The organism is Azospirillum sp. VT-I1 (assembly GCF_055698305.1).
Map to the genome: position 1 here is coordinate 2,438,867 of NZ_CP168800.1, position 26,259 is coordinate 2,465,125.

Consider the following 26,259-nt stretch of genomic DNA (forward strand, 5'->3'; position numbering starts at 1 on the left):
ACCCTATACCCCTCCCCCGTCCGGCGGACCAGCGGCGCGTTCGCGCCGGAAGGGTCAGTCCACCCACCCCGGAAGAGAGGGGCTACCGCCCTTTGCACTGTCGGGGCTTGGGGGGCGCATCACTAGAGTCTCATCAGCGCTTCCTTCACTGATCGGCGTTTCGAGATGTCCATGGACCGTTCTGCCCCGAAACACACCTCGCGCGCCCGGCGCGCCGCTCCGGGCCACCACGATCCCGTTCACGATTCCGCCGGTGCCGCGGCATCGGCCGCCGAAATCCGCGATGGACTGGTTTTGGCCTTCCTGGCCCGCAAAAGGCTTCTGGTGCTGGTCGGCGACGCCGGATCGGGGCGTCCCGCTCTGTTCCGGCAGCTTGTGGAGCATGTGGAGGCCGACGGCGCCATGGCGCTGCCGGTGACGGCGTCGGTCGGCGCCGAGGTGGAGGATCTGGTCGCCGCCGCCGGTGCCGGGGCGCTGCCCGATCTGGCGATGCCGGGCGAGGATGGCGAAGGCGATTTCGACGCGCTCATCGCCGCGCTGGAAGACCGGCTGGAGCTGGCCGGGTCCGGCCTGCTGGCGGTCGACAACGCCACCGTGCTGGCGCCGCCGGTCCTGGCCGATCTGGTCGATCTGACGCGGGCGGAGACGCCGGCCGGCCGCTTCCTCCAGGTCCTTCTCTGCGGAACGCCGGAGCTGGAAGGGACGCTGGCGCGCGCCGGGCTGGCCGACGAACTGCGCGACATGGGCGTGATCTACCGGATGGCGCCGGGCGGCGGCGTTCCCGACGACATGCCGGCCATCTCCGCCGTTCCGCCGGCTCCGCGCCCGGCGCCGATGCTGGCGGTGCCGCCCCAGGTGGCGGAACCCGATGCCGGCTGGCCCGATCTGCCCCGTTCCGATCTGGCCCGGCCCGATCTACCCAGGATGGACCGCCGCGCAGCACAGCAGGCGCCGGTCCCGCCCGCGGCCACGCCGCCGGCGAACGACTGGTCGGGCGACCATGACTGGAGCGCCCGCGGTCCAGACGCGATGCCGGGCGGAGCGATGCCGGCGGACGGCATGCCCATCGGGGCGATGCGGGCGCCGCGCCGGACCGGGCTCTATGCCGGGGCGGCGCTGACCACGCTGGTGCTGCTGGGTGCCGCCGGCGCGGCCATCGCCACCGCCGTGCCCGGCGCCTCTCCCGACCGGGCGATGGCGATGATCGGCGAGAGCTGGACCCGTGCGCGCGATGCGGTGGAGCGCACCGTGCAGGGGCTGATCGGCAATGACGTCCCGACGTCCGGCGGGCAGAATGCCGCCGCCGACCTGCCGCCCGCCGCACCCGCGTCGCCGCCTGCCGCAGCACCGTCCGTTTCGCCCGCCCTGCCGCCTGATGTCCAGGCCGCGCAGAACCACGCCGCTCCACCCGCCGCGACCCAGCCGGCCGGCACCCTGACGGTGACCAAGCAGGCGGTTGCCCAGCCTTCGGCCTCTGCTCCGGTGCAGACGGCTGCCTTGCCGCCGGCCCAGACCCAGCCCCAGATCCAGCCCCAAATCCAGCCGCCTTCCGCCGCGCCCTCCGCAGCTGCCCCGGCCGCGGGCAATGCGGAAGCGGCGCCGGGTGCCGCGTCGCTGCCGCCGCTGGAGGAGCCTTCGGCCACGCCGATCCCGCCGGTGCCGCAGTCGGCCATCCCCGACGCGGAGGCCGCGCAACGCGTGCGCATGATGGTCGATCAGGCCCGCCGGCAGATCGCCGGCAAGCGCCTGACCACGCCGCCCGGCGACAATGCCTACGAGACGGTCCAGCGCATCCGCCAGATCGCTCCCGCGGCGCCGGAGGCGACCGAACTGCTGACCAGCATGGAGGACATCTATCGCCGCTGGGCGATGCTGGCCGAGCGCGACGGCGACTGGTCAGAAACCAAGCGCTTCTACGAACGGGCGCAGATGGTCTCTCCCGGCAGCACGGACCTTGCGGAGCGCATCCGCGCGGCGGGCGAGCAGCGCGCCTATACCGGTCCGGCCACCGGAGGCCCTGCGACCGGAACGGCGGGCGGCAGCACGGCGGCGCCGGTCAAGGCCGTTCCTGGCCTGCAGGACCGCGAATCGGTGCTGGCCCTGCTGCGCAATCCGGCGGAGCTGTCGCGCACCCTGCAGGGCGGCGCCAGCCCCGACACCCGGCTCGACAGCGGAAAGACCCTGCTGATGGTCGCCGCCGAGCAGGGGCTGACCGATGCGGTGCGCGTCCTGCTGGAGCGGCGCGCCCGCAGCGACCTGCGCACCTCCGACGGCGCCACCGCCGTGATGTATGCCGCCTGGGGCGGTCATGACGCGGTGGTCAGGGCGCTGGCCGACGGCGGGGCGGATCTCGACACCACCAACAGCGACGGCAAGACTGCGCTGATGGCCGCCGCCGCCCGCGGCCACCAGGAGGTGGCGCGCACGCTGATCCAGCGCGGGGTGATGGTGGACCGCACCACCGCTTATGGCTGGTCGGCGCTGATGTATGCCGCCAACAACGGGCACGAGGCCGTTGCCAAGCTGCTGCTCGACAACGGCGCCAACCCCTACCGCATGGACGCCAACGGCAACTCCGCCCTGACGCTGGGCGCGCTGCAGGGCCATGTGCAGGTGGTGGAGGCGCTGAAACCGCGCTGAACGGCGCGGTTTCGGGACGGTTTCAGGGCGGCTCCGGCGTGCCGGTCACTGGTCGAGGCGGACGGAGCCGCGCCACATCCCGGCGCTCTGCCCGCCGTTGGCGTAGTGGAACACCCCCGGCCCGTCCGGCTGGCCGTTGCTGAAACGCCCGGCGAAGCGGCTGCCGTCGGTGAAGGTCATCACGCCATAGCCGGACATCAGGTCGCCGGACCACTCGCCCTCATAGGTCTGCCCGTTGGCGAAGCGGTAGACGCCCGCCCCCTGGCGGATCGGACGGCCCAGCCCGGAGCCGGACGACGGCTGTGCCCACGCGCCTTCATAGCGGTCGCCGGCCGAGAATCCGTAGCCCCAGTAGCGGCTGTCCGGCCGGCTGCGGGCCCGCTCCGCCGCCGTCCGGGCATCACCCAGCGCGCGCATCGCCTGCTGTTCCGCCGCCACCGCCGGGCCGTCGGGTTGCGCCGATGCGGTGCCGGGCGGCGGCGTGGGGAAGCTGCGCGGCTCTTCCGTCCGGATCGGGTCGGAACTGCCGGTGGCCGGCGGTGCTGCGGCCGGATCGCCGAAGGAGGGGCCGGTCTCCACGGTTCCGCGCGCGGCGGCCAGCGGCGACGGATCGGCCCAGCGGGCGGCGAGGACCCCAGCGGTGACATAACCGTTCCGCCCCGCCGAATCGCGCACGCGCAGCCAGCTTCCTTCCGGCACCGCCTCCAGGACCGTCACCACCGTGCCGGCCGGCAACTGCGCGATGCCGTGGGCGCCGACCGCCGGACGGTCGAACAGCACGCCGGTCCTGGCCATCTCATATTCGCCCGGTGGCAGGCTGGGGGTGGTCACCGCGGGCGTCTCCCTGGGGGGCTCCTTTGAAGGCGGTTCCTTCTTCGCCTGGGCGGCCTGATCCTGCGGTGGGGCTTCGGGGGAAGGCGGGGCGGCCGGCGGTTTGGGCGCCGCGGCGACGGCCGGCACCAGGACCAGCGTGGTGCCGAGCCGGTCCTGCAGCCAGGGCAGCTGGCGTCCGCCGCTGCGCTCGGCGACGGAGCGGGCCACCTCGGCCAGCGAATCGCGGAAGGTGACGCCGGGCCTGACCATCTCGCGCGCCAGCGCGGCGGTGAAAGGGGCAGGTCCTTTCGCCGATTGCGGCGGCACCGGCGGCACGCCCGGGCGGTGGGCATAGACGACGAACAGGCCGTCCGCCTCCATCGGCGTCCCCAGCGCGCCGCCGCCGACCCGCTGGGCCAAGGCGTCGGCGGTGCCGGGATCGATCACCACCACCGCCTTGCGCCCGCTGTCCCGCAGGTCGCCCAGCACCGAGTCAAGGTCCAGCGCCGTGCGCGGCAGATCCTCCGCCCCCGCGGGTGCCGCATCGGCGGGCAGCAGATACTCCCGCTCCCCCAGTCCGACGGCGAGGCCGGTGTAATAGACAAAGCCCAGATCGGCGCCGGACAGCGCCTCGCGGAAGCGCTCCAGCGCCGATTCCATCGCCACCCGGCCGACATTGTCGGCCCGCGTCACCGAAAAGCCGGCCTTGCGCAGCGCGGACACCATCGCCCCGGCATTGGCGGCGGCCTGTTCCGACCGGCTGTCGAGCCCGCCGTAGCGGCCGTTGTCGATGACCAGCGCCACCCGCTTGCCGCTGTCGGCCGCAGCACCGCCGAAGGGCAGGGCGGCCAGCAGCGCCGAGGTGAGGACGGTCGCCGCAAGGGTCCGTCTCCATGGCCGGGTGGTGAGGCATGCGGCGCTGCACGGTCGGGCGATCATGGTCAAGGCGTTCCGTCCTCCGTCTTCGCGGCGGCCTCCCGCAGGGCGCGGCCATTCAGGCCGCCGCCCGCCGGGCTGCGTACCGCCGCCGGGAGCATAGCCTTTTCCGCCGTTGCGGAACCCCGCTCTTTCGGGGCGTCGGGCGGTGGCGGCATTACCCCGCGCGGACGAGGGCCGGACGCCGCACCGGCGTTGCGGGACCGGGGCCGACGCGCCGAACAAGCTCGCCGCAGGCGCGAGGTATCGCTTTCCCTTCGCCGCGAAGCCGCCTATATGACGCTCCTTCGCAGACAACGAGGTTCGCCATGCCGCCCGCAAAGCCGTCCGCCGTCCGGATGTCCGACACCGAAATCGCCCGCGTGCAGATGTACCTGCGCAAGACGCTGGGCAATCAGAAGATCGTGATCGAGCCGCCGGCCAAGGCCGGCCAGTCGGCCGAGGTGACGGTGGATGGCGAGTTCTTCGGCACGCTGAACCGTGACGAGGACGAGGGCGAGGTGTCCTACGCCCTGAACGTCGTCATCCTGGAAGAGGACCTGCCGGAGCCGCCGGCCATTCCGCGCCGCTGATCCCCGGTCTTTTCCTGACGGTTCCCACTGGCGCCTTAGCGGCTGTGAGCGCGAAGCTCCGCCGCCAGGGCGGCCAGCAGGGTCTGCCCGCCCGACAAGGTCAGTCCGCGCACCAGGACGATGGCCTTGCGCCCGCCGCGCCGGTGCATGACCAGCCGCACGTTGCGGCTGCCGGCGGCCTTCAGCTCCGCCCTGACGGCGTCGTTGGGCGCCACGTCGCCGCCGACCAGCTTCAATTCCGCCTTGTGCCCGTAATCGTGCGCCGGATCGATCCAGGCGACGAACAGCGGCTTGCCGCCGACCATGGGGTAGAGCGCCAGATCCCGGATCGTCTCGTGCGGATGGATGCGGGCGCCGTCCACCGTCAGGCCGCGTGCCGTTACGCCCAGCCGCACCGCCCGGCGCTGCACCGTGTCGGTCAGAGTCACCACCCACAGCAGCAGCACCGGCACTGCGCAGAAGACGGCGATCCACTGCAGCATGTCCGACAGCTGTTCCGGCGCCAGCCCGGCTCCGGCGATGAAGCCCGTTGCCAGCAGCCCGGCGATCAGCAGGTAGCGCGTGCGGATCACCGGCGTCAGCACCGGCCTTGCCACGAAGACGGCGCCGGCCGCACCGTCTTCGCGGGTGATCTCCAGGCTTGGCGGCGGCTTGGCGGCTGGCATGTCGGCAGGATCGGAGCAGGGAAGGGGGCGTGATCCTGTTCCGCCGGAACCTTGGCCGTCCAGTCCTTTCGCTCGTCTCCCCAACCGGAGGTGCCTGCTCGCGGAGCGTGCCGAGGTCGGGGGTGCCGTTCGCCCCCACCTTGAAAATGGCGGGAGGCATGGTACTCTCGGGGGCAGGAGGTGACGCGAGCCGCTTTCCTGAATGACGGGACCGGTTTCCCGGCCCCGCCACGTCCGGTTCTACCTATCCTGGTCCCTGTTGAAGCCGGCTTCGAACTCGAACTTCAGCTTGAACCAGAAGTGATTGAACCACTTCAGGAATTTTTTCACTCGCGTCACCTCCTTTCGGTTGCCGTTAGCGCGTGATGCGCATCCGGCGGCGCGAGAATAAGGGACATGCATCCGCATGCCAATGTCGCTTCGGCGAAAATTTCCTTCAAAGTTGCGTTCGGGTTTCCTCGGGGGAGAGGGCCGGGCTTTTGCAACCCTGGTGTGGCACCCGGCGCGGTGTTAGCCTGCGGATGCGGTGATTTCTGGCCGATTCGACAGGACCGCCCCCAAAATCCGCGCTGCGAAGGACCGTCGCCAGTGACCTTCCCAAATCCACTCGACGCCGGGGAGGCGACCGCTTCCCGGCAAGGCCCGGAACAGTCCGTCCCGCCTGTGGTGGTGGAGGCGCGGAAGCTCTCGCTGGTCTATCCAACCGCCGACAAGCCGGTGACGGCGTTGAGCGAGGTGGATCTTTCCATCGCCAAGGGGGACTTCGTCTCGCTGATCGGTCCCAGCGGCTGCGGCAAGACCACGCTTCTGCGCGTCATCGCCGACCTGGAGCGCCCGACCTCCGGCCATATCGCCATCGAAGGCATGACGCCGGAACAGGCGCGGCTGAAGCGGCTCTACGGCTATGTCTTCCAGGCCCCGGCGCTCTATCCCTGGCGCACGGTGGAGCGCAACGTGATGCTGCCGCTGGAGATCATGGGGCTGCCGAAGGCCGAACGGCAGGCCCGCGCCCGCGAGCAGCTGGAACGCGTCGGCTTGGTCGGCTTCGAGCGCAAGTTTCCCTGGCAGCTGTCCGGCGGCATGCAGCAGCGCGTCTCCATCGCCCGCGCGCTGGCGCTGCAGCCCGATCTTCTGCTGATGGACGAGCCGTTCGGCGCGCTGGACGAGATCACCCGCGACCATCTGAACCTGCACCTGACCCAGCTGTGGCGGGCCACCGGCAAGACCTGCGTCTTCGTCACCCATTCGATCGCCGAGGCGGTGTTCCTGTCCACCCGCATCGTGGTGATGAGCCCGCGGCCCGGACGCATCCTGGACGTCATCGACTGCAACAGCCTGCCGCGCGAGCGCACGTTGGACATCCGCGAATCGCCGGAATTCGCCGCCATCGCCCACCGCGTGCGCGAGGGGCTGAAGGAAGGGCACAGCTACGATGATTAACCGTGCGCTTCCCGTCACCGTGATGACGCTGCTGTTGCTGGCGGCCTGGTACGTGGGTGCCGCGTGGCTGAACTGGCCGCAGGCGGCGGAGACGCTGGCGCGCGCCGGCAAGCCCGCCGGCTTCGGCGACGTGCTGGTCCAGGCCTATGCGATGAAGCGGCCGATCCTGCCCACCCCCGATCAGGTGGTGGCGGAGCTGTGGAACTCCCTGACCGGCTATGCGCCGACCAGCCCGCGCAACCTGCTGTTCCACGCCTGGGTGACGGCGGAAGCGGCGCTGACCGGGCTGGCGATGGGGCTGGGGCTCGGCATCCTGCTGGCGGCCGGCATCGTCTATACCCGCACGCTGGAGGCCAGCCTGCTGCCCTGGGTGATCGCGTCGCAGACCATCCCGATCCTGGCCATCGCGCCCATGATCGTCGTCATCCTCGGCAACATCGGGCTGACCGGTCTGCTGCCGAAGGCGGTGATCTGCATGTATCTCTGCTTCTTTCCCATCACGGTCGGCATGGTGAAGGGGTTGCGCTCCGCCGATCCGCTGTGGCTCGACCTGATGCGGACCTATTCGGCGAGCGGGATGCGCGCCTTCTGGTCGTTGCGGCTTCCGGCCTCCATGCCCTTCCTGTTCGCCAGCCTGAAGGTGTCGGTCGCCATCAGCGTGGTCGGCGCCATCGTCGGCGAGTTGCCGACCGGCGGGCAGGCCGGGCTGGGCGCGCGGCTGCTGTCGGGGTCCTATTACGGCCAGACCGTGCAGATCTGGGCGGCGCTGGTCATGGCCTCGCTGCTGTCGGTGGCGCTGATCGCCATGGTGCGCGGGCTGGAACTGGTCCTGCTGGGCCGGGCGGGTGCGCGATGAGCGACACGGCGACGGACACCTACCGCACCAGCCTGCGCACGGCCGCCGATTGGGGCTTGGTCGCCATCGCGCTGCCGGCGCTGGCGGCGCTGGTCCTGCCGCTCGGGTCGCAGAACGGCGCCTCCATCGGCTGGTTCAGCGGCATGACGGGCGGAACGCTGGCGCCGCTGTTCCTGATCGGGGTGGTGCTGGCGGTTGCCGCCGGCCGCTCCGCGCCGAAGCGGGTCTGGGGCGCCTGGGCCGAACTGGCCGGCGTGGCTCTGGCCTTGCTGCTGCCGCTGCATCTGATGAACGAGGGGCTGGACCTGTCGGCCGGCTGGGGGCTGTGGCTGTTCCTGGTGGCGGCGACGCTGCTGTTGTGGCGGGTGATGGGGGTGCTGGCCGGGGTACCGGGCTGGACCCGTTCGGTCGTCGTGCCCGGCCTGTTCGGGCTCGGCCTGCTGGTGGGGTGGGAGGTGCTGGTCCGCGGCTTCCAGGTGCCGGCGATCCTGCTGCCGCCGCCCAGCCGCATCGCCGCGGCGCTGGCCGCCCATGCGCCCGTGCTGTGGGACGATTTCCGGCAGACCGTTCTGACCTCCGTCCTGCGCGGCTATGTCATGGGCTGCGGCGCCGGTTTCCTCGTGGCAATCCTTGCCGACCGCGTGCCCTTTCTTGCCCGCGGATTGCTGCCGCTCGGCAATCTCGCCAGCGCCATTCCGGTGGTGGGCATCGCCCCGATCATGGTGATGTGGTTCGGCTTCGACTGGCAGTCCAAGGCGGCGGTGATCGTCGTCATGACCTTCTTCCCGATGCTCATCAACACGCTGGCCGGCCTCGGCAATTCGGAGCGCATCCAGCTGGACCTGATGCGGTCCTACGGCGCCGGATATGGCCGGACGCTGGTCAAGCTGCGTCTGCCGAACGCGCTTCCCTTCCTGTTCAACGGCTTGAAGATCAACTCCACCCTGGCGCTGATCGGCGCCATCGTGGCGGAGTTCTTCGGGACGCCGGTCGTCGGCATGGGGTTCCGCATCTCCACGGAGGTGGCGCGGATGAACCTGGACATCGTCTGGGCGACCATCGCCGTGGCGGCACTGACCGGCTCCGGCCTCTACGGCGCTCTGGCGCTGCTGGAGCGTGCGACGACGGCCTGGCATCCGTCGATGCGGCGGCGCTGAGCAACCCCACTGGCACGGCCATTGCTTTCTCCCTGCCATTCCGGCTGGCAAGGGAGGTGGGCATGGCCGACATCGTCGTTCTCAAGCATGTCCGCCTGACGCGGGCGCTTCTGGCAATCGAGATGGCCGCGGCGTCGCTGGACGGCGAATTGGCGGCCTTGCGCACGGCAGGGCAGGCCGGCCTGCTGGGCGACTATGCCGAGGAGGCCACGCTCCTGCGCACCTATGTCCGGACCTTGCGTGTCCTGCTGCAGGCGATGACCCCCGACGAAGTGGACGAGGCGGGGCTCGGCGAGCGTCATGCGCTGGCGGAGGCCGCGGTTGGCCGCTGTGCCGCCGCGTTGCGGGTGCTGGATATGCCGGCGGGTTCCGGGCCGGTCAGCGGAATCGCCTGACGAAGACTGTCGCGAAGCCGACAGCGTCTTGACGCCTTCCGGCCAAGGCCATACTGCCGTATGGCTGGGATGCGGAAAAGCTTTCCCCTCTCCGCCGCCGGAACGCCGCGCTATAGTGGCGGGCCCAACGAACAGTCGGACCCGGCCGACAAGGCTGCAGGCTTCAAAAAGGGCGCGATGAGACTTCTCGTTTCCGATCTGACCCACCGTTATGAGGATCTGACCGTCCTGGACGGCATTGACCTGACGCTGGCGGAGGGCGAAATCCTGGCGGTGATCGGCCCCAGCGGCTGCGGGAAATCGACGCTGCTCGGCATCGCCGGCGGCATCGTCGCCCCGACCTCCGGTTCCGTCCGGGTGGAGGGGGAGGTGCCGGACGGCTGCCTGAACCCCATCACCTTCATCTTCCAGGATTTCGCCCTGCTGCCCTGGCGCACGGTGGAGGACAACGTCGCCCTGGTGCTGGAGCATCACCCGCTTTCATCCGCCGAGCGGCAGGAGCGGATCGACAGCGGCCTGCGCCGCATGGGGCTGTGGGAGTTCCGCAAGGCGCTGCCCAAGCAGCTGTCCGGCGGCATGCGCCAGCGCGTCGGCATCGCCCGCGCGCTGGCGGTGCGTCCGGCGATGCTTCTGCTGGACGAGCCGCTGTCGGCGCTCGACGCCCAGACGCGCGAGCTGCTGATGGACGATTTCCTGGAGCTGTGGCGGCGGGAGAAGACCACCGCCCTCTACGTCACCCACAATCTGGACGAGGCGCTGCGGCTGGCCGACCGTGTCTGCGTGCTGAGCCGCCGCCCCGGCCGCATCCGCGAACTGGTCACCATCGAGGAGCCGCGGGAGCGCCGGCAGGAGCCGTCGGCCCAAGCCCATCTGGCCGAAGTGCGCGACCGGCTGTGGCACCTGATGAAGGCCGAAGCCCAGATGGCCGACCGGGAGATCGCCCGTGCCTGACAGCCTGAACCCGACCGCTGCGCCCGTCACGCCTGCGCCCGTCACGCCTGCAATGGGCCAGCCCGTCCGCTTCCGCGGCGGCGGCTTCACCGTAAAACGCCATCCCTGGGCGGCGCTGGCCGCCTTTGCCCTGCTGATCGCGGTTTGGGAGGGGGCTAGCCGCCTCGGCCTTGCCAGCCCGCTGTTCCTGCCGCCGCCGAGCGCGGTCGGCCGCGCGCTGGCCGGCATGGTGTCGGACGGCTCGCTGTGGCTGAACCTGAAGGCGTCGCTGGCGCGCATCGCCGTCGGCTGGGTGCTGGGCACGGCGGGCGGCATGCTGGTCGGTTTCGCCATGGGCATCTTCTCCACCGCCCGCGCGGTGGGGGTGCCGCTGGTGTCGGCCTTCTTCCCGATCCCGAAGATCGCGCTGCTGCCGCTGTTCATCCTGTGGTTCGGCATCGGCGAGCCGTCGAAATTCGCCACCATCGGCTTCGGCGTCTTCTTTCCCACCGTCATCGCCACCTACAGCGCCATCGATTCGGTGCCGCGCAACCTGATCCGCATGGCGCAGAGCTTCGGCCTGCCCTGGCGGTCGATCCTGCGCTCCATCGTTCTGCCCGGCGCCCTGCCGGGCATCCTGGCCGGCTTCCGCATCACCGCCTCCATCGCGCTGATCCTGGTGGTGGCGGCGGAGATGATCGGGGCCGAATACGGCATCGGCGCCTTCGTGCTGATGGCCGGCAACCTGATGCAGACCGACACGCTGCTGGCCGGCGTGCTGGTGCTGTCGCTGCTGGGGCTCGCCATCGGCACCGTGCTGTCGCAGCTTGAACGGCGCCTGCTGAACTGGCGCTGACCGCATCATTCCAAGAAACCTGAACCATCCATCGGGAGGATTTGCGTCCATGACCGCCGCCATGACCGTGGCCCGCCTCACCCGGCGCGCCGTGATCGCCACTGCCGGAGCCGCCTTCGCCGCCGGTACCCTGATGTCCGCAGCACTGGCGCAGCCCTTGGAGAAGGCGACGGTCGGCGTGCTGGCGCTGTCCTCCTCCGGGCCGATCTTCATCGCCAAGGCCAAGGGCTATTTCGAGAAGGAAGGGCTGGACGTCGAGCTGAAGATGTTCACCTCGGCCCAGCAGGTGCCGGTCGCGGTGACCTCGGGCGATGCCGATTTCGGCGTCACCGGCCTGACCGCCGGCTTCTACAATCTCGCCTCCAAGGGTGCGGTCACCATCATCGCCGCGCAGAGCCGCGACGAGCCGGGCTTCCCCCTCAGCGCCTATGTGGCGACGAACGCCGCCTATGACGCCGGGCTGAAGGCGCCGGCCGACCTGAAGGGCAAGCGGGTCGCCATCACCACCATCGGCTCCACCTTCCACTACATGATCGGGCTGCTGGCGCAGAAGCACGGCTTCACGGTCAAGGACGTGACCATGGTGCCCTTGCAGGAAGTGCCGAAGATGGTCGCCGCCTTCAAGGGCGGGCAGGTCGACGCCGTCATCGCGCCGTCCACCGTGTCGCGGCAGCTGGTGGCCGACGGCGCCGGCAAGATCCTGGGCTGGGTCGGCGACGAGACACCCTGGCAGCTGGGCGCCCTGTTCACCGCGCCGAAGACGATGAAGGACCGCCGTCCGCTGGTGGAAAAGTTCGTCCGCGCCTACAAGACGGCCTTGGTCGAATACCACGCCGCCTTCAACGGCAAGGACGCCTCGGGCGCTCTGGTGAAGGGTCCCGGCTATGGCGAGCTGCTGGCCATCATCGCCGACGCCACCAAGCAGAAGCCGGAAATCGTCGCCGCCGGCCTGCCCTATGTCGACCCGCAGGCCCGCCTGCTGGTGGACGACATCGTCAACCAGGTGAAGTTCTGGCAGTCGGAAGGGCAGGTCGACAAGGCGCTGGACCCGAAGTCGGTGATGGACCTCAGCGTCGCCGGGCAGTGATTCTCCCTCTCCCGCCCCGGGAGAGGGCATGGAGCCGCCGGCCGTAGGCCGGACGACTGCAACGCAGTCGTAGGCGGAGTGCGGTCGCGAGACTTGCGAGCGACCTCGGGGCCCATGCGGAGCATGGGAAGGGTGAGGGGTGATCCAAGAAACCATGCGGTTCGGGATTTTTGCCTCACCCTCACCCTCCCCACGCCTTGCGGCGCGGGTCCCCTCCCTCTCCCGGGGCGGGAGAGGGCTTTATAGGGCCAGATAGGCCGCCCTCACCCCATCGTCCGCCATCAGCTCCGTCATCGTGCCGGTCCAGCGCAGGCGGCCGGTTTCGATGACGCAAGCACGGTCGGCGACCGCGGAGGCGAAGGACAGGCTCTGTTCGGACAGCAGCACCGACAGCCCCTCCGCTTTCAGGCGTCGCACCGCGTCGGCCATCTGCCTGACGATCAGCGGCGCCAGCCCCTCCGACGGCTCGTCGAGCAGAAGCAGCGACGGGTTGCCCATCAGGGTGCGGGCCAGCGTCAGCATCTGTTGCTCGCCGCCGCTCATCCGCGTGCCGCGGCGGCCGCGCATCTCCGCAAGGTTGGGGAACAGGGCGAACAGCTTCTCCGGCGTCCAGGCGGGGGCGCCGGGGCGGGGCGGCTGGCGGCCGACCTCCAGATTCTCCTCCACCGTCAGGTCGGCAAAGATACGGCGGTCCTCCGGCACGTACCCCACGCCGAGCCGGGCGATGCGGTGGGCGGGCAGGGCGGACAGGTCGTGGCCGTCGAAGCGCAGGGTGGTGGCGCGCCGCTCCACCAGCCCCATGATCGCCTTCAGCGTGGTGGTCTTGCCGGCGCCGTTGCGGCCCATCAGCGCCACCACCTCGCCGCGGCCGACGGTCAGGGCAATGCCATCGAGGATATGGGCGCGGCCGTACCAGGCCTGAAGGCCGTCCACCGTCAGCAGAGCTTCGCTCACGCCTCGCCTCCCAGATAGACGGACTGCACGCGGGGATCGGCGCGCACCTGATCCGGCGAGCCCTCCGCGATCAGCCGCCCGCGGTCGAGCACCAGCACGCGGGTGGCGTGGCCGAAGACGGCGTCCATGTCATGCTCGGTGAACAGAACGGCGAGGCCGCGCTCGCGCACCAGTTCCGCCGTCAGCGCCATCAGGGCGAGGCGTTCGGCGGGGGCCATGCCGGCGGTGGGTTCGTCCATCAGCAGGACGGTGGGCTCGCTGGCCAGCGCCATGGCCAGCTCGACCCGCTTCACGTCGCCATAGGCCAGCACGCCGCAGGGACGGTCGGCTTGTGCCGCCATGCCGACCCGCTCCAGCAGGGCCAGCGCCGGCTCGCGGAACTGGGCGGCGGCCGGGCGCCACAGGCCGAACAGCCGGCGGGCGCGCGACAGCAGCACCATCTGCACATTCTCCGCCACCGTCATCGAGGCGAAGGTCGCAGTGATCTGGAAGGTGCGGCCGACCCCCAGCGCCCAGATGCGTCGCGGCGGCAGCCCGACCAGCTCGGTGCCGTCCAGCCTGACCGATCCCGAATCTGGGCGCAGCTGGCCGTTCAGCAGGTTGAAACAGGTGCTCTTGCCGGCGCCGTTCGGGCCGATCAGCGCCAGCAGGTCACCGGAGCGCAGGGTGAAGGACACGCCGCCCACCGCCTGCACCCCGCCGAAGGAGCGCTGCAGGTCGCGTACCACCAGTTCGCTCATGCCCGCCTCCTGAGACCGGACAGGAAGCCGACGATCCCTTTGGGGAAGACCAGCACCAGCGCGACGATGATGAGGCCAAGCACCAGCCGCCACCAGTCGGTCATGCTCATCACCTTGGCTTCCAGCAGATGGAAGGCCACGGCGCCGGCCAGCGGCCCGGCGACGGTCTGGATGCCGCCCATCAGCACCATCACCAGCGCGTCGACCGACTGCGGCACCGCCAGCAGGGTGGGGAAGACGCTGCCCTTGGTGAAGGCATAGAGCCCGCCGGCCAATCCCGCCGCGCTGCCGGCCAGCACGAAAGCCATCCATTGGAAGCGGCGCACGTCGATGCCCACCGATTCGGCGCGCAGGCCTGAGTCGCGCCCGGCCCGCAGCGCATAGCCGAAGGGGGCGAAGGCCGCCCGGCGCAGCAGCCACAGTGCACCGGCGCATAGGGCCAGCGTCAGCCAGTAATAGACCGCCTTGCCCGCCGCCCAGGCCGACGGCCAGACGCCGAGGATGCCGTTGTCGCCGCCGGTCACCGCGTACCATTGGAAGGCGATGGACCAGACGATCTGGGCGAAGGCCAGCGTCAGCATGGCGAAATAGAGCCCCGATCGCCGGACGCAGAACCATCCCGCCACCAGGGCTCCCAGCCCGGCCAGAACCGGCGCGCCGGCCAGCGCCAGCGGCATCGGCGCGCCCAGATGCTTGACCAGCAGGGCGGAGCCGTAGGCGCCCAGCCCGAACCACGCCGCATGGCCGAAGGACACCAGCCCGCCCAGCCCGATCAGCAGATGCAGGCTGGCGGCGAACAGGGCGAGGATCACCACCTCGGTCAACAGGATCAGGGCGTAGTCGCCGGCCACCAGCGGTGCGGTGGCGAGAACCGCCAGCAGGGACAGCGCCCAGGCCCGGGAGTGACGCCCGGCGGACAGCGGCACGGTCACTGCGGCGGGTGCCGTCGGCGGCGCCTCCTCCGCCCGGCCGAGCAGTCCGTGCGGACGCAGGACCAGAACCACCGCCATGAACAGGAAGACCAGGACCAGCGTGATCTGCGGGAAGACCAGGATGCCGAAGGCCTGCAACTGCCCGATCAGCAGCGAGGCGAGGAAGGCGCCGGTCAGGCTGCCCATGCCGCCGACCACGACGACGACGAAGGCCTCCACCACGATGGCCATGTCCATGTGCAGGGTCACCGCCTCGCGCGGGACCTGCAGGGCGCCGCCCAGCCCGGCCAGCGCGCAGCCGAGGAACAGCACCCCGGTGAACAGCCGCGACGGATCGACGCCGAGCGCGCTGGTCATCTCGCGGTCCTGCGTCGCCGCGCGCACCAGCGTGCCCCAGCGGGTGCGGTTGAACAGCAGCCACAGCAGCCCCAGCACCAGCGGCCCGAGCCCGACCAGCACGAGGTCGTAGAGCGGGAAAGGCTGGCCCAATATGTCGACGGACCCTCTCAACCCCGGCGCGCGGCGGCCTAGCAGATCCTCCGGCCCCCAGGCCCAGGCGGTCAAATCCTGCACCACCAGAACGACGCCGAAGGTGCCGAGAAGCTGGAACAGCTCCGGCGAGCGGTAGAGGCGGCGCAGCAGCCCGATCTCCATGGCGGCGCCGAGCACGCCCATCATCAGGGCCGCGGCGGCGACCGAGCCCCAGAAGCCGGCCGGCGTGCCGCCGAACCGCTCGATCAGCGACCAGCCGGCATAGGCGCCGACCATGTAGAAGGAGCCGTGCGCGAAATTCACGATCCGCGTCACACCGAACACGATGGTCAGCCCCGACGACACCAGGAACAGCGTCGCCGCGGTCGCGAGCCCGCTGAGGGCCTGGACGAGGAGGAAGGACATGGATTCGTCGTTTCGGTGCGGACTCTTGCCCCCTCCCCAACCCTCCCCTCTTCGAGGGAGAGGGAGTCAGTTGCAGGGCGGCGGCAGTCCCCTCTCCCACCGAAGGTGGGGGAGGGTTAGGGAGGGAGCAATCAAAGGAGGGGACGCTCGAAGCCCGGCGCCTTACTCCGCCGGCCGCATCTTGCGCACGACGTCGTCCGGCGGCAGGTAGTTGGCGCCGTCGGCGTAGCGCCAGTCCTTCATGGTGCCGCGGCCGTCCTTCACCGTGGTGGTGCCGACATAGGCGCCCATGGTCGCCTGATGGTCGGACGCTCGGAAAGTCACCGGGCCGACCGGGCTGTCGATGGTCAGGCCGGCCAGCGCATCGACGATCGGCTCCGCATTGGCGGACCCGGCCTTGGTGATCGCAGCGGCGACAGCCTTCATGGTGATGTAGCCGACGATGGAACCCGCCTTGGGCGTTTCCTTGAAGCGCGCGGTGTAGGCGGCGACGAACGCCTTGTGGGCGGGAGTGTCGATCTGGTCCCAGGGATAGCCGGTGACGATCCAGCCTTCCGGCGCCTCGTCCTTCATCGGCTCAAGATACTCCGGCTCGCCGGTCAGCAGGCTGACGACCTTGCGGTTGCGGAACAGGCCGCGCCCCTCGCCCTCACGCACCAGCTTGGCGAGATCGGCGCCGAAGGTGACGTTGAAGATCGCGTCGGGCTTGGCGGCTGCCAGCGCCTGCACGGTCGGTCCGGCCTCCAGCTTGCCCTGCGCCGGCCATTGCTCGGCCACGAACTCCACGTCCGGGCGCTTTTCCTTCAGCAGCTGCTTGAACCACGCCACCGCGGACTGGCCGTATTCGTAGTTGGGGGCCACGGTGGCCCAGCGCTTGGCCGGCAGTTTTGCCGCCTCCTCCACCAGCATGGCCGCCTGCATGTAGGTGCTGGGGCGCAGGCGGAAGGTGTAGCGGTTGCCCTTCGACCAGGTGATGGCGTCGGTCAGCGGTTCCGCCGCGACGAAGGGCATCTTGTTGCGCGCGGCGAAATCGGCGACGGCCAGCCCGATGTGGGAGAAATAGGTGCCGGCCAGCACGTCCACCGCCTCGTTCGTCACCAGCTCCTGCGCGACGCGCACCGCGTCGTCGGGCTTGCCGGCATCGTCGCGGGAGACGACCTGCAGCTCGCAGCAACCGATCACGCCGCCCTGGGCGTTGATCTCCTCCAGCGCCAGCTGCCAGCCCTGGCGGTAGGGGATGGTGAAGGCGGGCAGTCCGGTGTAGCTGTTGATCTCGCCCACCCGCACCGGCGCGCCGGAGAATTTCACCGGTTCCTTCGCCGACTGTGCCGCGGCGGGGCCGGCGGCGGACAGGGTTGCGACGGACAGGGCGGCGAACGCGGCAACGAAGAGAGCGGCCGGGAAATGGGCCTTCGCCGGCGGCGAGGCGGTCGGGTGGCGGTGCTTCATCCTGCGGGGACCCCGGTTCGTGAGAGACCAGCGGCGTGTCCGAATCGCGGCGCGACGCAACACACCGCGTTCATAGCAAACCCCGCGCAAAAGTCACCGCCTGATCGGGATTTTCCCGGTCCGCCGTTTTCCCGGTGCGCCGACCCGCAACGGACCGGTGACGCCGCCCTACATCAGCCGCGCCAGCAGCGCCATGAACTGCACCCGTTCCTCTTCCGTCAACGGCTCCAGCGTGCGTTCATGGGCGGCGGCGGCGTTCGCCATCAGGTCGATGACCAGCGCCTGGCCGATCCGGGTCAGGCTGACGCTGGTGCGGCGGCGGTCCTGCGGGTCCGGGTGGCGTTCAACCAGATTGCGCTCCACCAGCCGCAGGATCACGCCCTGGGTGGTGGCCGGATCCATGTAGGTCAGCCGGCCGAGCTGATTCTGCGACAAGGGGCCTTCGGCGTGCAGGGTGGCCAGCGCCGCCCATTGGGTGGGGGTCAGCAGCGCATCGCCGATCAGGTCGATGAAGATGGCCGACGCGCGCTGGTGCGCACGCCGCAGGCGGTGGTGAACCTGGCCGGCCAACTGGTAGTCGTCGGGAGGCAGTCGTCCGAAGTCGTCCATGGCAGCGGGCCCGTGGTTCTCGCCCGCCTTCGGTCCGGGGCGAAGGCTGGGGCGGGCACGGACCGCCGCTCCCGGCTGCGTGGGCAGGGATGGCCCGGCGTTTGCCGCCTGTTGCCACCCGTTGCGTCCATTATGCGTTCCTCATGAAAAGCGTAGGGAAGACAACGACCGCAGAGCAACCTTCGCGGATGCGGCATAGAGCCACAGTGATGCGGCCGTTGCCACGTTAGCAACAAAACAAGGCCTAACAGTTCGAAAAGAAGCCTGACGGCAATGACGCGGCAATGTCCGGCCGCTGCGATGCCGGAACATGCCCTCGGCGCCGCGAAGGGCGTCGACAGCCTCGTCTTATCGAGGGTTTGTCTTCCTCAGGGCTTCCGCTTGGGCGGATAGCTGTCGGGGGGAGCGGTCTTCTCGTCGGGGCTCTCCGCGCCCTCGCCGGTCGGGGGCGTCACGCCGCCCGGCGTGTAGGGCGGGGTGGTGGCGTCGGGCGGGCGCCTGGTCGGCCGTGGCGGCGGCGGGCTGTCGAGTCGGCGTGTCATGGGTCACCATTCTTGATCAGGAAACGCCATGAACAACCCGACGCCGGGCGGTGGGTTCCAAACAGGCGGGCCACGGTATGACCAGTCCAGCTGCCGCCATCTATGACTTTCATCTTAGGACGATTTGAAAAAGGCGGGGAAATCAAGCGGGTCATTGCCAATGCACTTCTCTGCGGACTGCGAGCTTTTGTTGCGGCCACACCACAGGACGCCGCAAAAGCGGGGTGGCGCAGGCTTCACTGTTGCATGGCAAGCACGCCTTGTTGTGTCTTTGCCGAGGATGTGTCCGCAACCGGTCCCAGTGGGGCCGGCGGCCGGGCGCCTCCCACGAAGGAGCCGGAACCCCGGCCCAGTGAGCCGACCGAACCCAGCCAAGCGCGGTGACTCCATGAAGACCAGCACCCTTTCCCTTCTCGCCCTCGCTCTCGCCTCGACCGGGCTGACGTCGCTTCCCGCCGCCGCCCAGGACGACCTGCAGCGTGGCGAAACCGTGCTGGAGCGTCGCCGGCCGGAGGTCGAGCAGCTCGGCCTGCGCGCGGGCTCCTTCCTGTTCCTGCCGCGGGTGGAGGCCGGCGCCACCTACGACACCAACGTCTACGCCACCCGCGACAACCACCAGGATGACATCATCTGGACCGTCCGTCCGCGGGTCGACATCCGGTCGGATTTCGCGGTCCACGCGCTGAGCTTCTCGGCCTCCGCCGATGCCGGCCGCTACAGGGACAATTCCAGCGAGAACTACACCGACTACGCCTTGCAGGCGACCGGCCGGTTCGACGTGAACAAGGGCGGCGCGCTGGACGGCCAGTTGTTCCATCGCCGCAACCACGAAGGCCGCGGCGACATCAACAGCCTGTCCGGCTACACCGAGCCGGTGGTCTACCGCACCAGCGGCGGCGAGGCCGGCTACACCCAGCGCTTCAACCGCCTGCGCGCCCGCCTGTCGGGTTCGGCCCAGTACAGCGAGTATGACGACGTCGGCCTGGTCGGCGGCGGCATTGCCCGCCAGGAGGACCGCGACCGCTGGGAATACGCCACGGTCGGCCGCGTCGGTTACGAGTTCATCGAGGGCTACGAGGCCTTCGTCCAAGGCACCTATTCCTGGACCCGCCACAAGAACGACCGCGACGCCTTCGGCCTGGACCGCGACTCGGACGGCTACGAGGTGGTGGGCGGTCTCGCCACCGACCTGACCGGCCTGATCACCGGCGAGGTCTTCGCCGGCTATCTGGTCCGCAACTACAAGGATTCGCGGCTGGAGGACTTCAGCGGCCTGTCCTTCGGCGGGCGCCTGAACTGGGCGGTCACGCAGCTGACCTCCGTCAGCGCCACCGCCAGCCGTCAGGTGCGCGAAACCACGGCCAGCCCCGGCTTCGGCACCGCGTCCAGCTATACCCGCACCGTGCTCGCGCTGGGCGTCGATCACGAGCTGCTGCGCACCCTGGTGCTGAACGGGCGCCTGCAATACCGCCAGGACGACTTCAACGGCAACGACCGCAACGACAAGGTCTATACGGCCGGCGTCGGCGGCACCTACCAGATGAACCGCTATCTGTTCATGACCGGCGGCTACACCTATGAGAAGCGCAGCTCCAACGTGAGTGCCGCCGAATACAGCGACAACCTGATCTATCTGCGCCTCGGCGCGCAGATGTAATCCGGCGGTCCTAGCCCCGCCGACCGGGAAAGTCCGGCCGAAGGGCCTAAAGGTTCTGCTGAACAGTACAGGGCGTCCGTTCTATGACGGACGCCCTTTTCTTATGCCTGCATTTATTATCGAGGGCGATGTACTGGAGAGATCCGAAGGCGGTAATTCCTCTCCACTTTTTCCCAAGCGCTTGCGAGTTGCTAGTCTCCACCCGAATTCAGGTGCGTGACCAAAGGGCGCCGCCGCGAGGCGACCGGCGAATGGAACGGGTTCTCGAAGCTGTTCCATCGGGCCGGACCGGGCGCTGCGGCAGGCATCCACCAGCCAGGGAAAGGGTTTAGGGATGAATCGACGTCATGTGATCCGTGCGCTGGGCCAGGGGATCGGATTGGCTGCGCTCGCCGTCGCCATGGTCGGCTGCGCCGGCAACGACGCGCCGTTGGAAACCGCCAATGTCGGCCAGATCAGCGAGTATCGTCTGGGTGCCGGCGACGCGCTGCGCGTCATCGTCTTCGGCGAGGAGCAGCTGTCCGGCGAATTCCGCGTCGACGGCACGGGCAAGGTCGCCATGCCGCTGATCGGCGAGGTTTCGGCCAAGGACCGCAGCACCCGCGACCTGGAGAAGGAGATCTCCACCCGCCTCGCCGCCGGCTATGTGAAGGACCCGAAGGTCAGCGTCGAGGTGCTGAACCACCGCCCGTTCTTCATTCTGGGCGAGGTACGCAACCCCGGCCAGTACCAGTATGTCAACGGCATGACCGCCCTGTCGGCGGTGGCGATGGCCGGCGGCTACACCTACCGCGCCAAGGAGGACTACGTCCTCATCACCCGCGGCAGCGATCCGAAGAAGGAAATCCGCCGGGCGCCGATTACCACCTCGGTGATGCCGGACGACGTGGTCCGCGTGCCGGAGCGCTATTTCTGAGCAACGGGCCGCAAGTCGCCGCGACCATCGAAAAGCCCGGCCGGGAGGATGTCCCGGCCGGGCTTTTCGCTGTCCGGTGAGTGCCGGTGGCGGCGATCAGGTGTCCAGCGTGTCGCCACCCTTCTTCTGTCCCGCCGGCATGCGCTGGTTCGGCGGTACCACCGGATCGCGCGAGATGCCGTGCGGCGGGGTGGTGCCGGCGGCCTCGTCGTCGGTGCCGAGCGGTGCCGCGGCAGGATCGGTGGCCGGAACCTTGTCGCCGGTCAGTCCGCGGTCGATGTCCGCACGCATACGGTTGGCCTCCGCGCTGGGCGTGGTGGGCGTGTCGCGACTCGACTCGGGATGCTGGGGCTTGGTCATGGTCGGCCTTTCGCGCAAGCTGCTGGGAGGGGTGTTCGTATGCCGACTCCAACCGCCGCCCCCGGCCGAGGTTCCCCAGCGGAGCCGATCCCGGCCCGGTAACGAAAGCCATGGGGATGCCGGATGCCGGACACCGGCCTGACAATGCTCGCCCTTGCAACGCCTGCCCTGGCCGCCGCCCTGTTCGTCGTGGCGGCGGTCATGGCGGTGCGCAGGCGTGGGGTGCGGCGGCTCTACTGGACCGCCTGCGCGATTTTCATCGGTGTCGGAAGCGCTGGCACGGCGAGCGTCATCTGCTGCGCACCCGCCATGACCGGGACCGACGGCGCGATCATCGCCGAAATGCCGCCGGCCTTCGGCGTGGCGTTGACGCTGGCGGTCGCCGGATGTTGCGGCGCTCTGCTCGGTCTGTTGGGGCTTGCCTGCAGCGGCCGGCGCAGGGTAGGGGGCGCCGGAGAGGAATAGCCCGCGCGGTGGTGCCGGATACAGGAATCGAACCCGTGACCTTCTGATTACAAATCAGCTGCTCTACCAGCTGAGCTAATCCGGCGCACCCGCCGCTTGCGGGACGCACACCTTAGCGTCCCTTTTCCGCGCAAACAAGCACTTGCCCATGCCAGCGGTGACGATGCCGGTCACTCGCGCAGGCGGGCGACCTCGTACAGCGCTACGGCGGCAGCATTGGACACGTTCAGGCTGCCGACCGGGCCGCCCGTTGGCAGGCGGGCGATGGTGTCGCAGCGGTCCATGGTCAGGCGGCGCAGCCCGCTGCCCTCCGCCCCCATCACCAGCACGGTCTTGCCGGTCAGGTCGAGCTTGGCCAAAGTCGAACTGCCCGATTCGGCGAGCCCCACCGCCCAGAAGCCGTTCTGCTGCAGGTCCGTCAGCGCACGGGCCAGATTGGTGACGCGGACCAGCGGCACCGCCTCCAGCGCGCCCGAGGCGCTCTTGGCGAGCACGCCGGTGGTCTCCGGCGCATGGCGTTCGGTCACCACCACGGCGCGGGCGCCGAACGCGGCGGCGGAGCGCAGGATGGCGCCGACATTGTGCGGATCGGTCACCTGATCCAGCGCGACGATCACCGCCGAGGGTTCCGCCGCCAGCTCGTTGCACAGATCCTCGATCCCCAGTTCCGGCAGGGGCGAGGCGTCGATCACCATGCCCTGGTGCACGGCCCCGGCCGGCAGCATGCGCTCCAGCTCCGTCCGGTCGACGATCGACGCCTCGGGGCGCTGAAGTCCCTGGGCGCGGGCCGCGGCGATCACAGGCTCCAGCGCGGCGCGGCCGGAGTCGGTCGCCAGCAGCCGGTGGATGCGCCGTTCGGCGTTGGTCCAGGCAGCGGCGACGGGATGCAGGCCATACAGGAGGACGCCGCGCGCCGGTGACGGGCGGTTGCCCTTCGGTGCGCCGCGGCGGGAGCGCGCGGCGTCGTCCGCCTGGTCCCTCCGCGGGGCGCCGCCGCGCGGATTGCCGGCGGCGGATTGGCCGGCATGCAGGTCGGAGTGCTGGTCGGAGCGGCGGCCGGAACCGGTGTGTCTGGAGCGCGTCATGGTACCCACGAAGAAGGGGAGGGGGCCGCCGGGAACGACGGCCGAATTTTTTCTGGTGTGAACCGCTTAACCCGTGTTGACAAGGTCTGAAAAATTCGCATATTGCCGAACTCCGCGGCGGGCACTGCCAGGCTGCGGATTGGAAGGGTGGCCGAGTGGTTAAAGGCAGCAGACTGTAAATCTGCCCGCGTACGCGTACGCTGGTTCGAATCCAGCCCCTTCCACCACTACTTTCCACGGCTTGTCCGTGATCTCGTTTGCCCCGGACGGTCGCGCCGGCGGGATGCTTAGGCGGGTGTAGCTCAATGGTAGAGCAGAAGCCTTCCAAGCTTACGACGGGGGTTCGATTCCCCTCACCCGCTCCAATCCCGCGTGCGCCACGGAAAACGGATCTCGGCCGGGCCATTGTGTGCGTCCGGAACGTCGGGAACGAAAGACCAAAGCGATGGCGAAGGCAAAGTTTGAGCGGAACAAGCCGCACTGCAACGTTGGCACGATCGGCCACGTCGACCACGGCAAGACGTCGCTGACGGCGGCGATCACGAAGGTGCTGGCGGAGTCCGGCGGCGCCACCTTCACCGCTTACGACCAGATCGACAAGGCGCCGGAAGAGAAGGCGCGCGGCATCACGATCTCGACCGCCCACGTGGAGTACGAGACGAACAACCGCCACTACGCGCACGTCGACTGCCCGGGCCACGCCGACTACGTGAAGAACATGATCACGGGTGCCGCCCAGATGGACGGCGCGATCCTGGTCGTGTCGGCCGCCGACGGCCCGATGCCGCAGACCCGCGAGCACATCCTGCTGGCTCGCCAGGTCGGCGTTCCGGCGCTGGTCGTGTTCATGAACAAGGTCGACATGGTCGACGATCCGGAGCTGCTGGAGCTGGTCGAACTGGAAGTTCGCGAGCTGCTGTCCTCCTACCAGTTCCCGGGCGACGACATTCCGATCGTCAAGGGCTCGGCGCTGTGCGCTCTGGAAGACCGTCAGCCGGAGATCGGCCGTGACGCCGTTCTGAAGCTGATGGCCGAGGTCGACGCCTACATCCCGCAGCCGGAGCGTCCGAAGGACCGTCCGTTCCTGATGCCGATCGAAGACGTGTTCTCGATCTCGGGCCGCGGCACCGTGGTGACCGGCCGTGTCGAACGTGGCATCGTGAAGGTTGGTGACGAAGTCGAGATCGTCGGCCTGAAGGCGACGGTGAAGACCACCGTGACCGGCGTCGAGATGTTCCGCAAGCTGCTCGACTCGGGTGAGGCCGGCGACAACATCGGCGCGCTGCTGCGCGGCACGAAGCGTGAGGACGTCGAGCGCGGCCAGGTTCTGGCCAAGCCGGGTTCGATCACCCCGCACACCAAGTTCAAGGCCGAAGCCTACATCCTGACGAAGGAAGAGGGCGGCCGCCACACCCCGTTCTTCACCAACTACCGTCCGCAGTTCTACTTCCGTACGACGGACGTGACGGGCATGGTCTCGCTGCCGGAAGGCGTCGAGATGGTGATGCCGGGCGACAACGTCGCCATGGACGTGGCTCTGATCGCCCCGATCGCCATGGACGAAGGCCTGCGCTTCGCCATCCGCGAAGGCGGCCGCACCGTCGGCGCCGGCGTCGTTGCCAAGATCATCGAGTGATGCTATAAGCCTGCCTCCCCCGCCGGGCCACGGTTCGGCGGGGGAGTTTTATCTGCGTAAAGAGTACGGTTGGGCTTCCGGAAAGCCGGTCTGAAAAAATCTTCCGAAAGTCAGGTCGAAAGGCCTTGACGCCGCCGCCTAAAGAATGCTTTAAGCGGCGTCCCACGCCGAAAGGTGTGGCCGGACGGAGATAGGAGTGTAGCTCAATTGGTAGAGCACCGGTCTCCAAAACCGGGGGTTGGGGGTTCGAGCCCCTCCACTCCTGCCATCCCGTCCCAATAACGGTTTAGGGTAAAAGCGGCGCCCTCACAGTCGCTCCGGAGCTCGCACGGTTCGCACGATGGCTAAAGTCAATCCCGCAGAATTCGCGCGCGAGGTCCGCCGCGAGGTAGCCAGGGTCACCTGGCCGACCCGCAAGGAAACCGGCATCACGACCGCCATGGTGTTCGTCATGGTCGTGCTCGCCGCCCTGTTCTTCCTCGTCGTCGATCAGGTGCTGGCGTTTGCCGTTCGCTTGATCCTTGGGCTGGGAGGCTAAGACATGGCTGCGCGCTGGTACGTCGTTCACGTCTATTCCGGTTTCGAAAAGAAGGTCGCCCAGGCCATCCGCGAAAAGGCGGCTCAGAAGGGTCTGGAAGACAAGTTCGAGGAAATCCTGGTCCCGACCGAAGAGGTGGTCGAAGTGCGCCGGGGTTCCAAGATCAATACGGAACGCAAGTTCTTCCCCGGCTATGTCCTCGTCAAGATGGACCTGACCGACGAATCCTGGTCGCTGGTGAAGAACACGCCGAAGGTCACGGACTTCCTGGGCGGCGGCGGCAAGCCGCAGCCGATCTCCCAGCGCGAGGCCGAGCGGATCATTCATCAGGTGCAGGAAGGCTTTGAGCGCCCCAAGCCCTCGATCACCTTCGAGGTGGGCGAGCAGGTTCGAGTGAGCGACGGCCCCTTCACCTCGTTCAATGGCGTCGTCGAGGAAGTCGACGAAGAGAAGTCCCGCCTCAAGGTGGCGGTTTCGATCTTCGGCCGCTCCACGCCGGTCGAGTTGGAATACACGCAGGTCGAAAAGATCTGAGCGCAAGGTTCCAAGTTTTTCGTGTCGGAGCTGCCGGTGCTTGCATCGGTGGCTCCATTCTGTTGCGGGAGGCTCGCCATGGCCGAACCGCAAAACCCCGCGGCGCCGCGCCGGACCAGCCGGTCGAGAGCGTGAGGCGCCGTCCCAGGAGGTTGTGAGATGGCGAAGAAAATCGTCGGTTACATCAAGCTGCAGGTTCCGGCCGGCAAGGCCAACCCGTCGCCGCCCATCGGCCCGGCGCTGGGTCAGCGCGGCCTGAACATCATGGAGTTCTGCAAGGCGTTCAACGCCAAGACGGCGGACCTGGAAGTCGGCATGCCGATTCCGGTGGTCATCACCGCCTATGGCGACCGCACCTTCACCTTCGTGACCAAGACCCCGCCGGTCAGCTACTTCCTCAAGAAGGCTTCGGGCAAGGACAAGGGTTCGACGACCCCCGGCAAGGGTGGTTTCGTCGGCCAGGTCACGACCTCGCAGATCCGCGAGATCGCCCAGAAGAAGATGGTCGACCTGAACGCGCACGACGTCGAAGCCGCCGCGACCATGATCGCCGGTTCCGCCCGCTCGATGGGCCTCGAAGTGGTGGAGGGCTGATCCT

At 69.1% G+C, this 26,259-nt stretch carries 26 protein-coding genes and 4 tRNA genes; 19 read left to right on the forward strand and 11 right to left on the reverse strand.

Going from position 1 to position 26,259, the window contains the following annotated elements; genetic code table 11:
• The first annotated feature begins 171 nt into the window (after window positions 1-171).
• The gene (locus AB8P05_RS11700; protein WP_472758061.1) at window positions 172-2,640 is read left to right on the forward strand and encodes an ankyrin repeat domain-containing protein; all 2,469 of its coding nucleotides are present in this window, start codon (window positions 172-174) and stop codon (window positions 2,638-2,640) included.
• Window positions 2,641-2,685: 45 nt separating this feature from the next.
• On the opposite strand, the gene AB8P05_RS11705 is transcribed toward AB8P05_RS11700, so the two are convergent.
• Window positions 2,686-4,392 carry a caspase family protein gene (locus AB8P05_RS11705; RefSeq protein ID WP_472758062.1) on the reverse strand — a complete coding sequence of 569 codons (1,707 nt, stop codon included), beginning with the start codon at window positions 4,390-4,392 and terminating at the stop codon, window positions 2,686-2,688.
• A 305-nt stretch (window positions 4,393-4,697) separates the two neighbouring features.
• Between AB8P05_RS11705 and AB8P05_RS11710 the strand changes: the two genes are divergently transcribed.
• Complete coding sequence (locus AB8P05_RS11710) at window positions 4,698-4,961, forward strand: DUF3126 family protein (protein WP_324867165.1); 264 nt, start codon at window positions 4,698-4,700, stop codon at window positions 4,959-4,961.
• A gap of 35 nt (window positions 4,962-4,996) precedes the next feature.
• Here the strand turns inward: AB8P05_RS11710 and AB8P05_RS11715 are convergent, their stop codons facing one another.
• The gene (locus AB8P05_RS11715) at window positions 4,997-5,626 is read right to left on the reverse strand and encodes a hypothetical protein (RefSeq protein ID WP_455170969.1); all 630 of its coding nucleotides are present in this window, start codon (window positions 5,624-5,626) and stop codon (window positions 4,997-4,999) included.
• 666 nt (window positions 5,627-6,292) lie between these two features.
• Here AB8P05_RS11715 and AB8P05_RS11720 point away from each other — a divergent pair.
• From AB8P05_RS11720 to AB8P05_RS11750, 7 genes are all read left to right on the forward strand, one after another.
• Entirely contained in the window at window positions 6,293-7,066 is a 774-nt protein-coding gene (locus tag AB8P05_RS11720) for an ABC transporter ATP-binding protein (RefSeq protein WP_455173036.1), read from the forward strand.
• The gene (locus AB8P05_RS11725; protein WP_472758063.1) at window positions 7,059-7,922 is read left to right on the forward strand and encodes an ABC transporter permease; all 864 of its coding nucleotides are present in this window, start codon (window positions 7,059-7,061) and stop codon (window positions 7,920-7,922) included. The genes AB8P05_RS11720 and AB8P05_RS11725 overlap by 8 nt, the downstream gene beginning before the upstream one ends.
• Window positions 7,919-9,079: an ABC transporter permease gene (locus AB8P05_RS11730; protein WP_472758064.1), complete on the forward strand. Its 1,161-nt coding sequence runs from the start codon at window positions 7,919-7,921 to the stop codon at window positions 9,077-9,079. The genes AB8P05_RS11725 and AB8P05_RS11730 overlap by 4 nt, the downstream gene beginning before the upstream one ends.
• Window positions 9,080-9,141: 62 nt before the next feature.
• Window positions 9,142-9,474, forward strand: coding sequence for a hypothetical protein (locus AB8P05_RS11735; RefSeq protein ID WP_472758065.1), 333 nt, complete (start codon window positions 9,142-9,144; stop codon window positions 9,472-9,474).
• A 177-nt stretch (window positions 9,475-9,651) separates the two neighbouring features.
• Window positions 9,652-10,425 (forward strand): ABC transporter ATP-binding protein, encoded by a 774-nt coding sequence (locus tag AB8P05_RS11740; protein ID WP_455170973.1) that lies wholly within the window; start codon window positions 9,652-9,654, stop codon window positions 10,423-10,425.
• On the forward strand, window positions 10,418-11,260 hold the full coding sequence (locus AB8P05_RS11745) for an ABC transporter permease (RefSeq protein ID WP_472758066.1): 843 nt from the start codon (window positions 10,418-10,420) through the stop codon (window positions 11,258-11,260). Before AB8P05_RS11740 ends, AB8P05_RS11745 begins: the two co-directional genes overlap by 8 nt.
• Window positions 11,261-11,309: 49 nt before the next feature.
• Complete coding sequence (locus tag AB8P05_RS11750) at window positions 11,310-12,347, forward strand: ABC transporter substrate-binding protein (protein ID WP_472758067.1); 1,038 nt, start codon at window positions 11,310-11,312, stop codon at window positions 12,345-12,347.
• 240 nt (window positions 12,348-12,587) lie between these two features.
• Here AB8P05_RS11750 and AB8P05_RS11755 read toward each other — a convergent pair whose 3' ends face one another.
• The 6 genes from AB8P05_RS11755 to AB8P05_RS11780 all read right to left on the reverse strand — a co-directional run bounded on the left by AB8P05_RS11755 (window position 12,588) and on the right by AB8P05_RS11780 (window position 18,470).
• A complete protein-coding gene (locus AB8P05_RS11755) occupies window positions 12,588-13,301 on the reverse strand; it encodes an ABC transporter ATP-binding protein (RefSeq protein WP_472758068.1) in 714 nt (237 codons plus the stop codon).
• Window positions 13,298-14,041 (reverse strand): ABC transporter ATP-binding protein, encoded by a 744-nt coding sequence (locus AB8P05_RS11760; protein WP_472758069.1) that lies wholly within the window; start codon window positions 14,039-14,041, stop codon window positions 13,298-13,300. Before AB8P05_RS11760 ends, AB8P05_RS11755 begins: the two co-directional genes overlap by 4 nt.
• Window positions 14,038-15,870, reverse strand: a complete 1,833-nt coding sequence (locus tag AB8P05_RS11765; RefSeq protein WP_472758070.1) for an ABC transporter permease — start codon at window positions 15,868-15,870, stop codon at window positions 14,038-14,040. The genes AB8P05_RS11760 and AB8P05_RS11765 overlap by 4 nt, the downstream gene beginning before the upstream one ends.
• Before the next feature lie 162 nt (window positions 15,871-16,032).
• The gene (locus AB8P05_RS11770; RefSeq protein ID WP_472758071.1) at window positions 16,033-17,319 is read right to left on the reverse strand and encodes an ABC transporter substrate-binding protein; all 1,287 of its coding nucleotides are present in this window, start codon (window positions 17,317-17,319) and stop codon (window positions 16,033-16,035) included.
• Window positions 17,320-17,487: 168 nt separating this feature from the next.
• Window positions 17,488-17,928: a MarR family winged helix-turn-helix transcriptional regulator gene (locus tag AB8P05_RS11775; protein ID WP_472758072.1), complete on the reverse strand. Its 441-nt coding sequence runs from the start codon at window positions 17,926-17,928 to the stop codon at window positions 17,488-17,490.
• A gap of 368 nt (window positions 17,929-18,296) precedes the next feature.
• Window positions 18,297-18,470, reverse strand: coding sequence for a hypothetical protein (locus AB8P05_RS11780; RefSeq protein ID WP_472758073.1), 174 nt, complete (start codon window positions 18,468-18,470; stop codon window positions 18,297-18,299).
• Window positions 18,471-18,858: 388 nt separating this feature from the next.
• Here AB8P05_RS11780 and AB8P05_RS11785 point away from each other — a divergent pair, with 388 nt between their 5' ends.
• Both AB8P05_RS11785 and AB8P05_RS11790 read left to right on the forward strand, forming a co-directional pair.
• Window positions 18,859-20,127 (forward strand): outer membrane beta-barrel protein, encoded by a 1,269-nt coding sequence (locus tag AB8P05_RS11785; protein WP_472758074.1) that lies wholly within the window; start codon window positions 18,859-18,861, stop codon window positions 20,125-20,127.
• Between the two features lie 334 nt (window positions 20,128-20,461).
• A complete protein-coding gene (locus AB8P05_RS11790) occupies window positions 20,462-21,043 on the forward strand; it encodes a polysaccharide biosynthesis/export family protein (protein ID WP_455170982.1) in 582 nt (193 codons plus the stop codon).
• A 96-nt stretch (window positions 21,044-21,139) separates the two neighbouring features.
• Here AB8P05_RS11790 and AB8P05_RS11795 read toward each other — a convergent pair whose 3' ends face one another.
• Window positions 21,140-21,403 carry a hypothetical protein gene (locus tag AB8P05_RS11795; RefSeq protein WP_472758075.1) on the reverse strand — a complete coding sequence of 88 codons (264 nt, stop codon included), beginning with the start codon at window positions 21,401-21,403 and terminating at the stop codon, window positions 21,140-21,142.
• 123 nt (window positions 21,404-21,526) lie between these two features.
• Here AB8P05_RS11795 and AB8P05_RS11800 point away from each other — a divergent pair, with 123 nt between their 5' ends.
• Window positions 21,527-21,868: a hypothetical protein gene (locus AB8P05_RS11800; RefSeq protein WP_472758076.1), complete on the forward strand. Its 342-nt coding sequence runs from the start codon at window positions 21,527-21,529 to the stop codon at window positions 21,866-21,868.
• 9 nt (window positions 21,869-21,877) lie between these two features.
• On the opposite strand, the gene AB8P05_RS11805 is transcribed toward AB8P05_RS11800, so the two are convergent.
• Together AB8P05_RS11805 and rlmB are read right to left on the reverse strand one after the other, a co-directional pair.
• A tRNA-Thr gene (locus tag AB8P05_RS11805) sits at window positions 21,878-21,953 on the reverse strand.
• Window positions 21,954-22,038: 85 nt separating this feature from the next.
• Window positions 22,039-22,953, reverse strand: a complete 915-nt coding sequence (gene rlmB, locus AB8P05_RS11810) for a 23S rRNA (guanosine(2251)-2'-O)-methyltransferase RlmB (RefSeq protein ID WP_472758077.1) — start codon at window positions 22,951-22,953, stop codon at window positions 22,039-22,041.
• Window positions 22,954-23,094: 141 nt separating this feature from the next.
• On the opposite strand from rlmB, the gene AB8P05_RS11815 reads away from it, so the two are divergent.
• The 7 genes from AB8P05_RS11815 to rplK all read left to right on the forward strand — a co-directional run bounded on the left by AB8P05_RS11815 (window position 23,095) and on the right by rplK (window position 26,255).
• A tRNA-Tyr gene (locus tag AB8P05_RS11815) sits at window positions 23,095-23,180 on the forward strand.
• A 64-nt stretch (window positions 23,181-23,244) separates the two neighbouring features.
• Window positions 23,245-23,318: transfer RNA gene (locus AB8P05_RS11820), tRNA-Gly, on the forward strand.
• Window positions 23,319-23,398: 80 nt separating this feature from the next.
• Window positions 23,399-24,589, forward strand: coding sequence for an elongation factor Tu (gene tuf / locus AB8P05_RS11825; RefSeq protein WP_455170986.1), 1,191 nt, complete (start codon window positions 23,399-23,401; stop codon window positions 24,587-24,589).
• A 192-nt stretch (window positions 24,590-24,781) separates the two neighbouring features.
• Window positions 24,782-24,857 (forward strand) — tRNA-Trp (locus AB8P05_RS11830).
• A gap of 72 nt (window positions 24,858-24,929) precedes the next feature.
• Window positions 24,930-25,127 (forward strand): preprotein translocase subunit SecE, encoded by a 198-nt coding sequence (gene secE, locus AB8P05_RS11835; protein WP_085555147.1) that lies wholly within the window; start codon window positions 24,930-24,932, stop codon window positions 25,125-25,127.
• A gap of 3 nt (window positions 25,128-25,130) precedes the next feature.
• Window positions 25,131-25,661, forward strand: a complete 531-nt coding sequence (gene nusG, locus AB8P05_RS11840) for a transcription termination/antitermination protein NusG (protein WP_014246877.1) — start codon at window positions 25,131-25,133, stop codon at window positions 25,659-25,661.
• Between the two features lie 159 nt (window positions 25,662-25,820).
• The gene (gene rplK, locus AB8P05_RS11845) at window positions 25,821-26,255 is read left to right on the forward strand and encodes a 50S ribosomal protein L11 (RefSeq protein WP_109150179.1); all 435 of its coding nucleotides are present in this window, start codon (window positions 25,821-25,823) and stop codon (window positions 26,253-26,255) included.
• The last annotated feature ends 4 nt before the right edge of the window (window positions 26,256-26,259 follow it).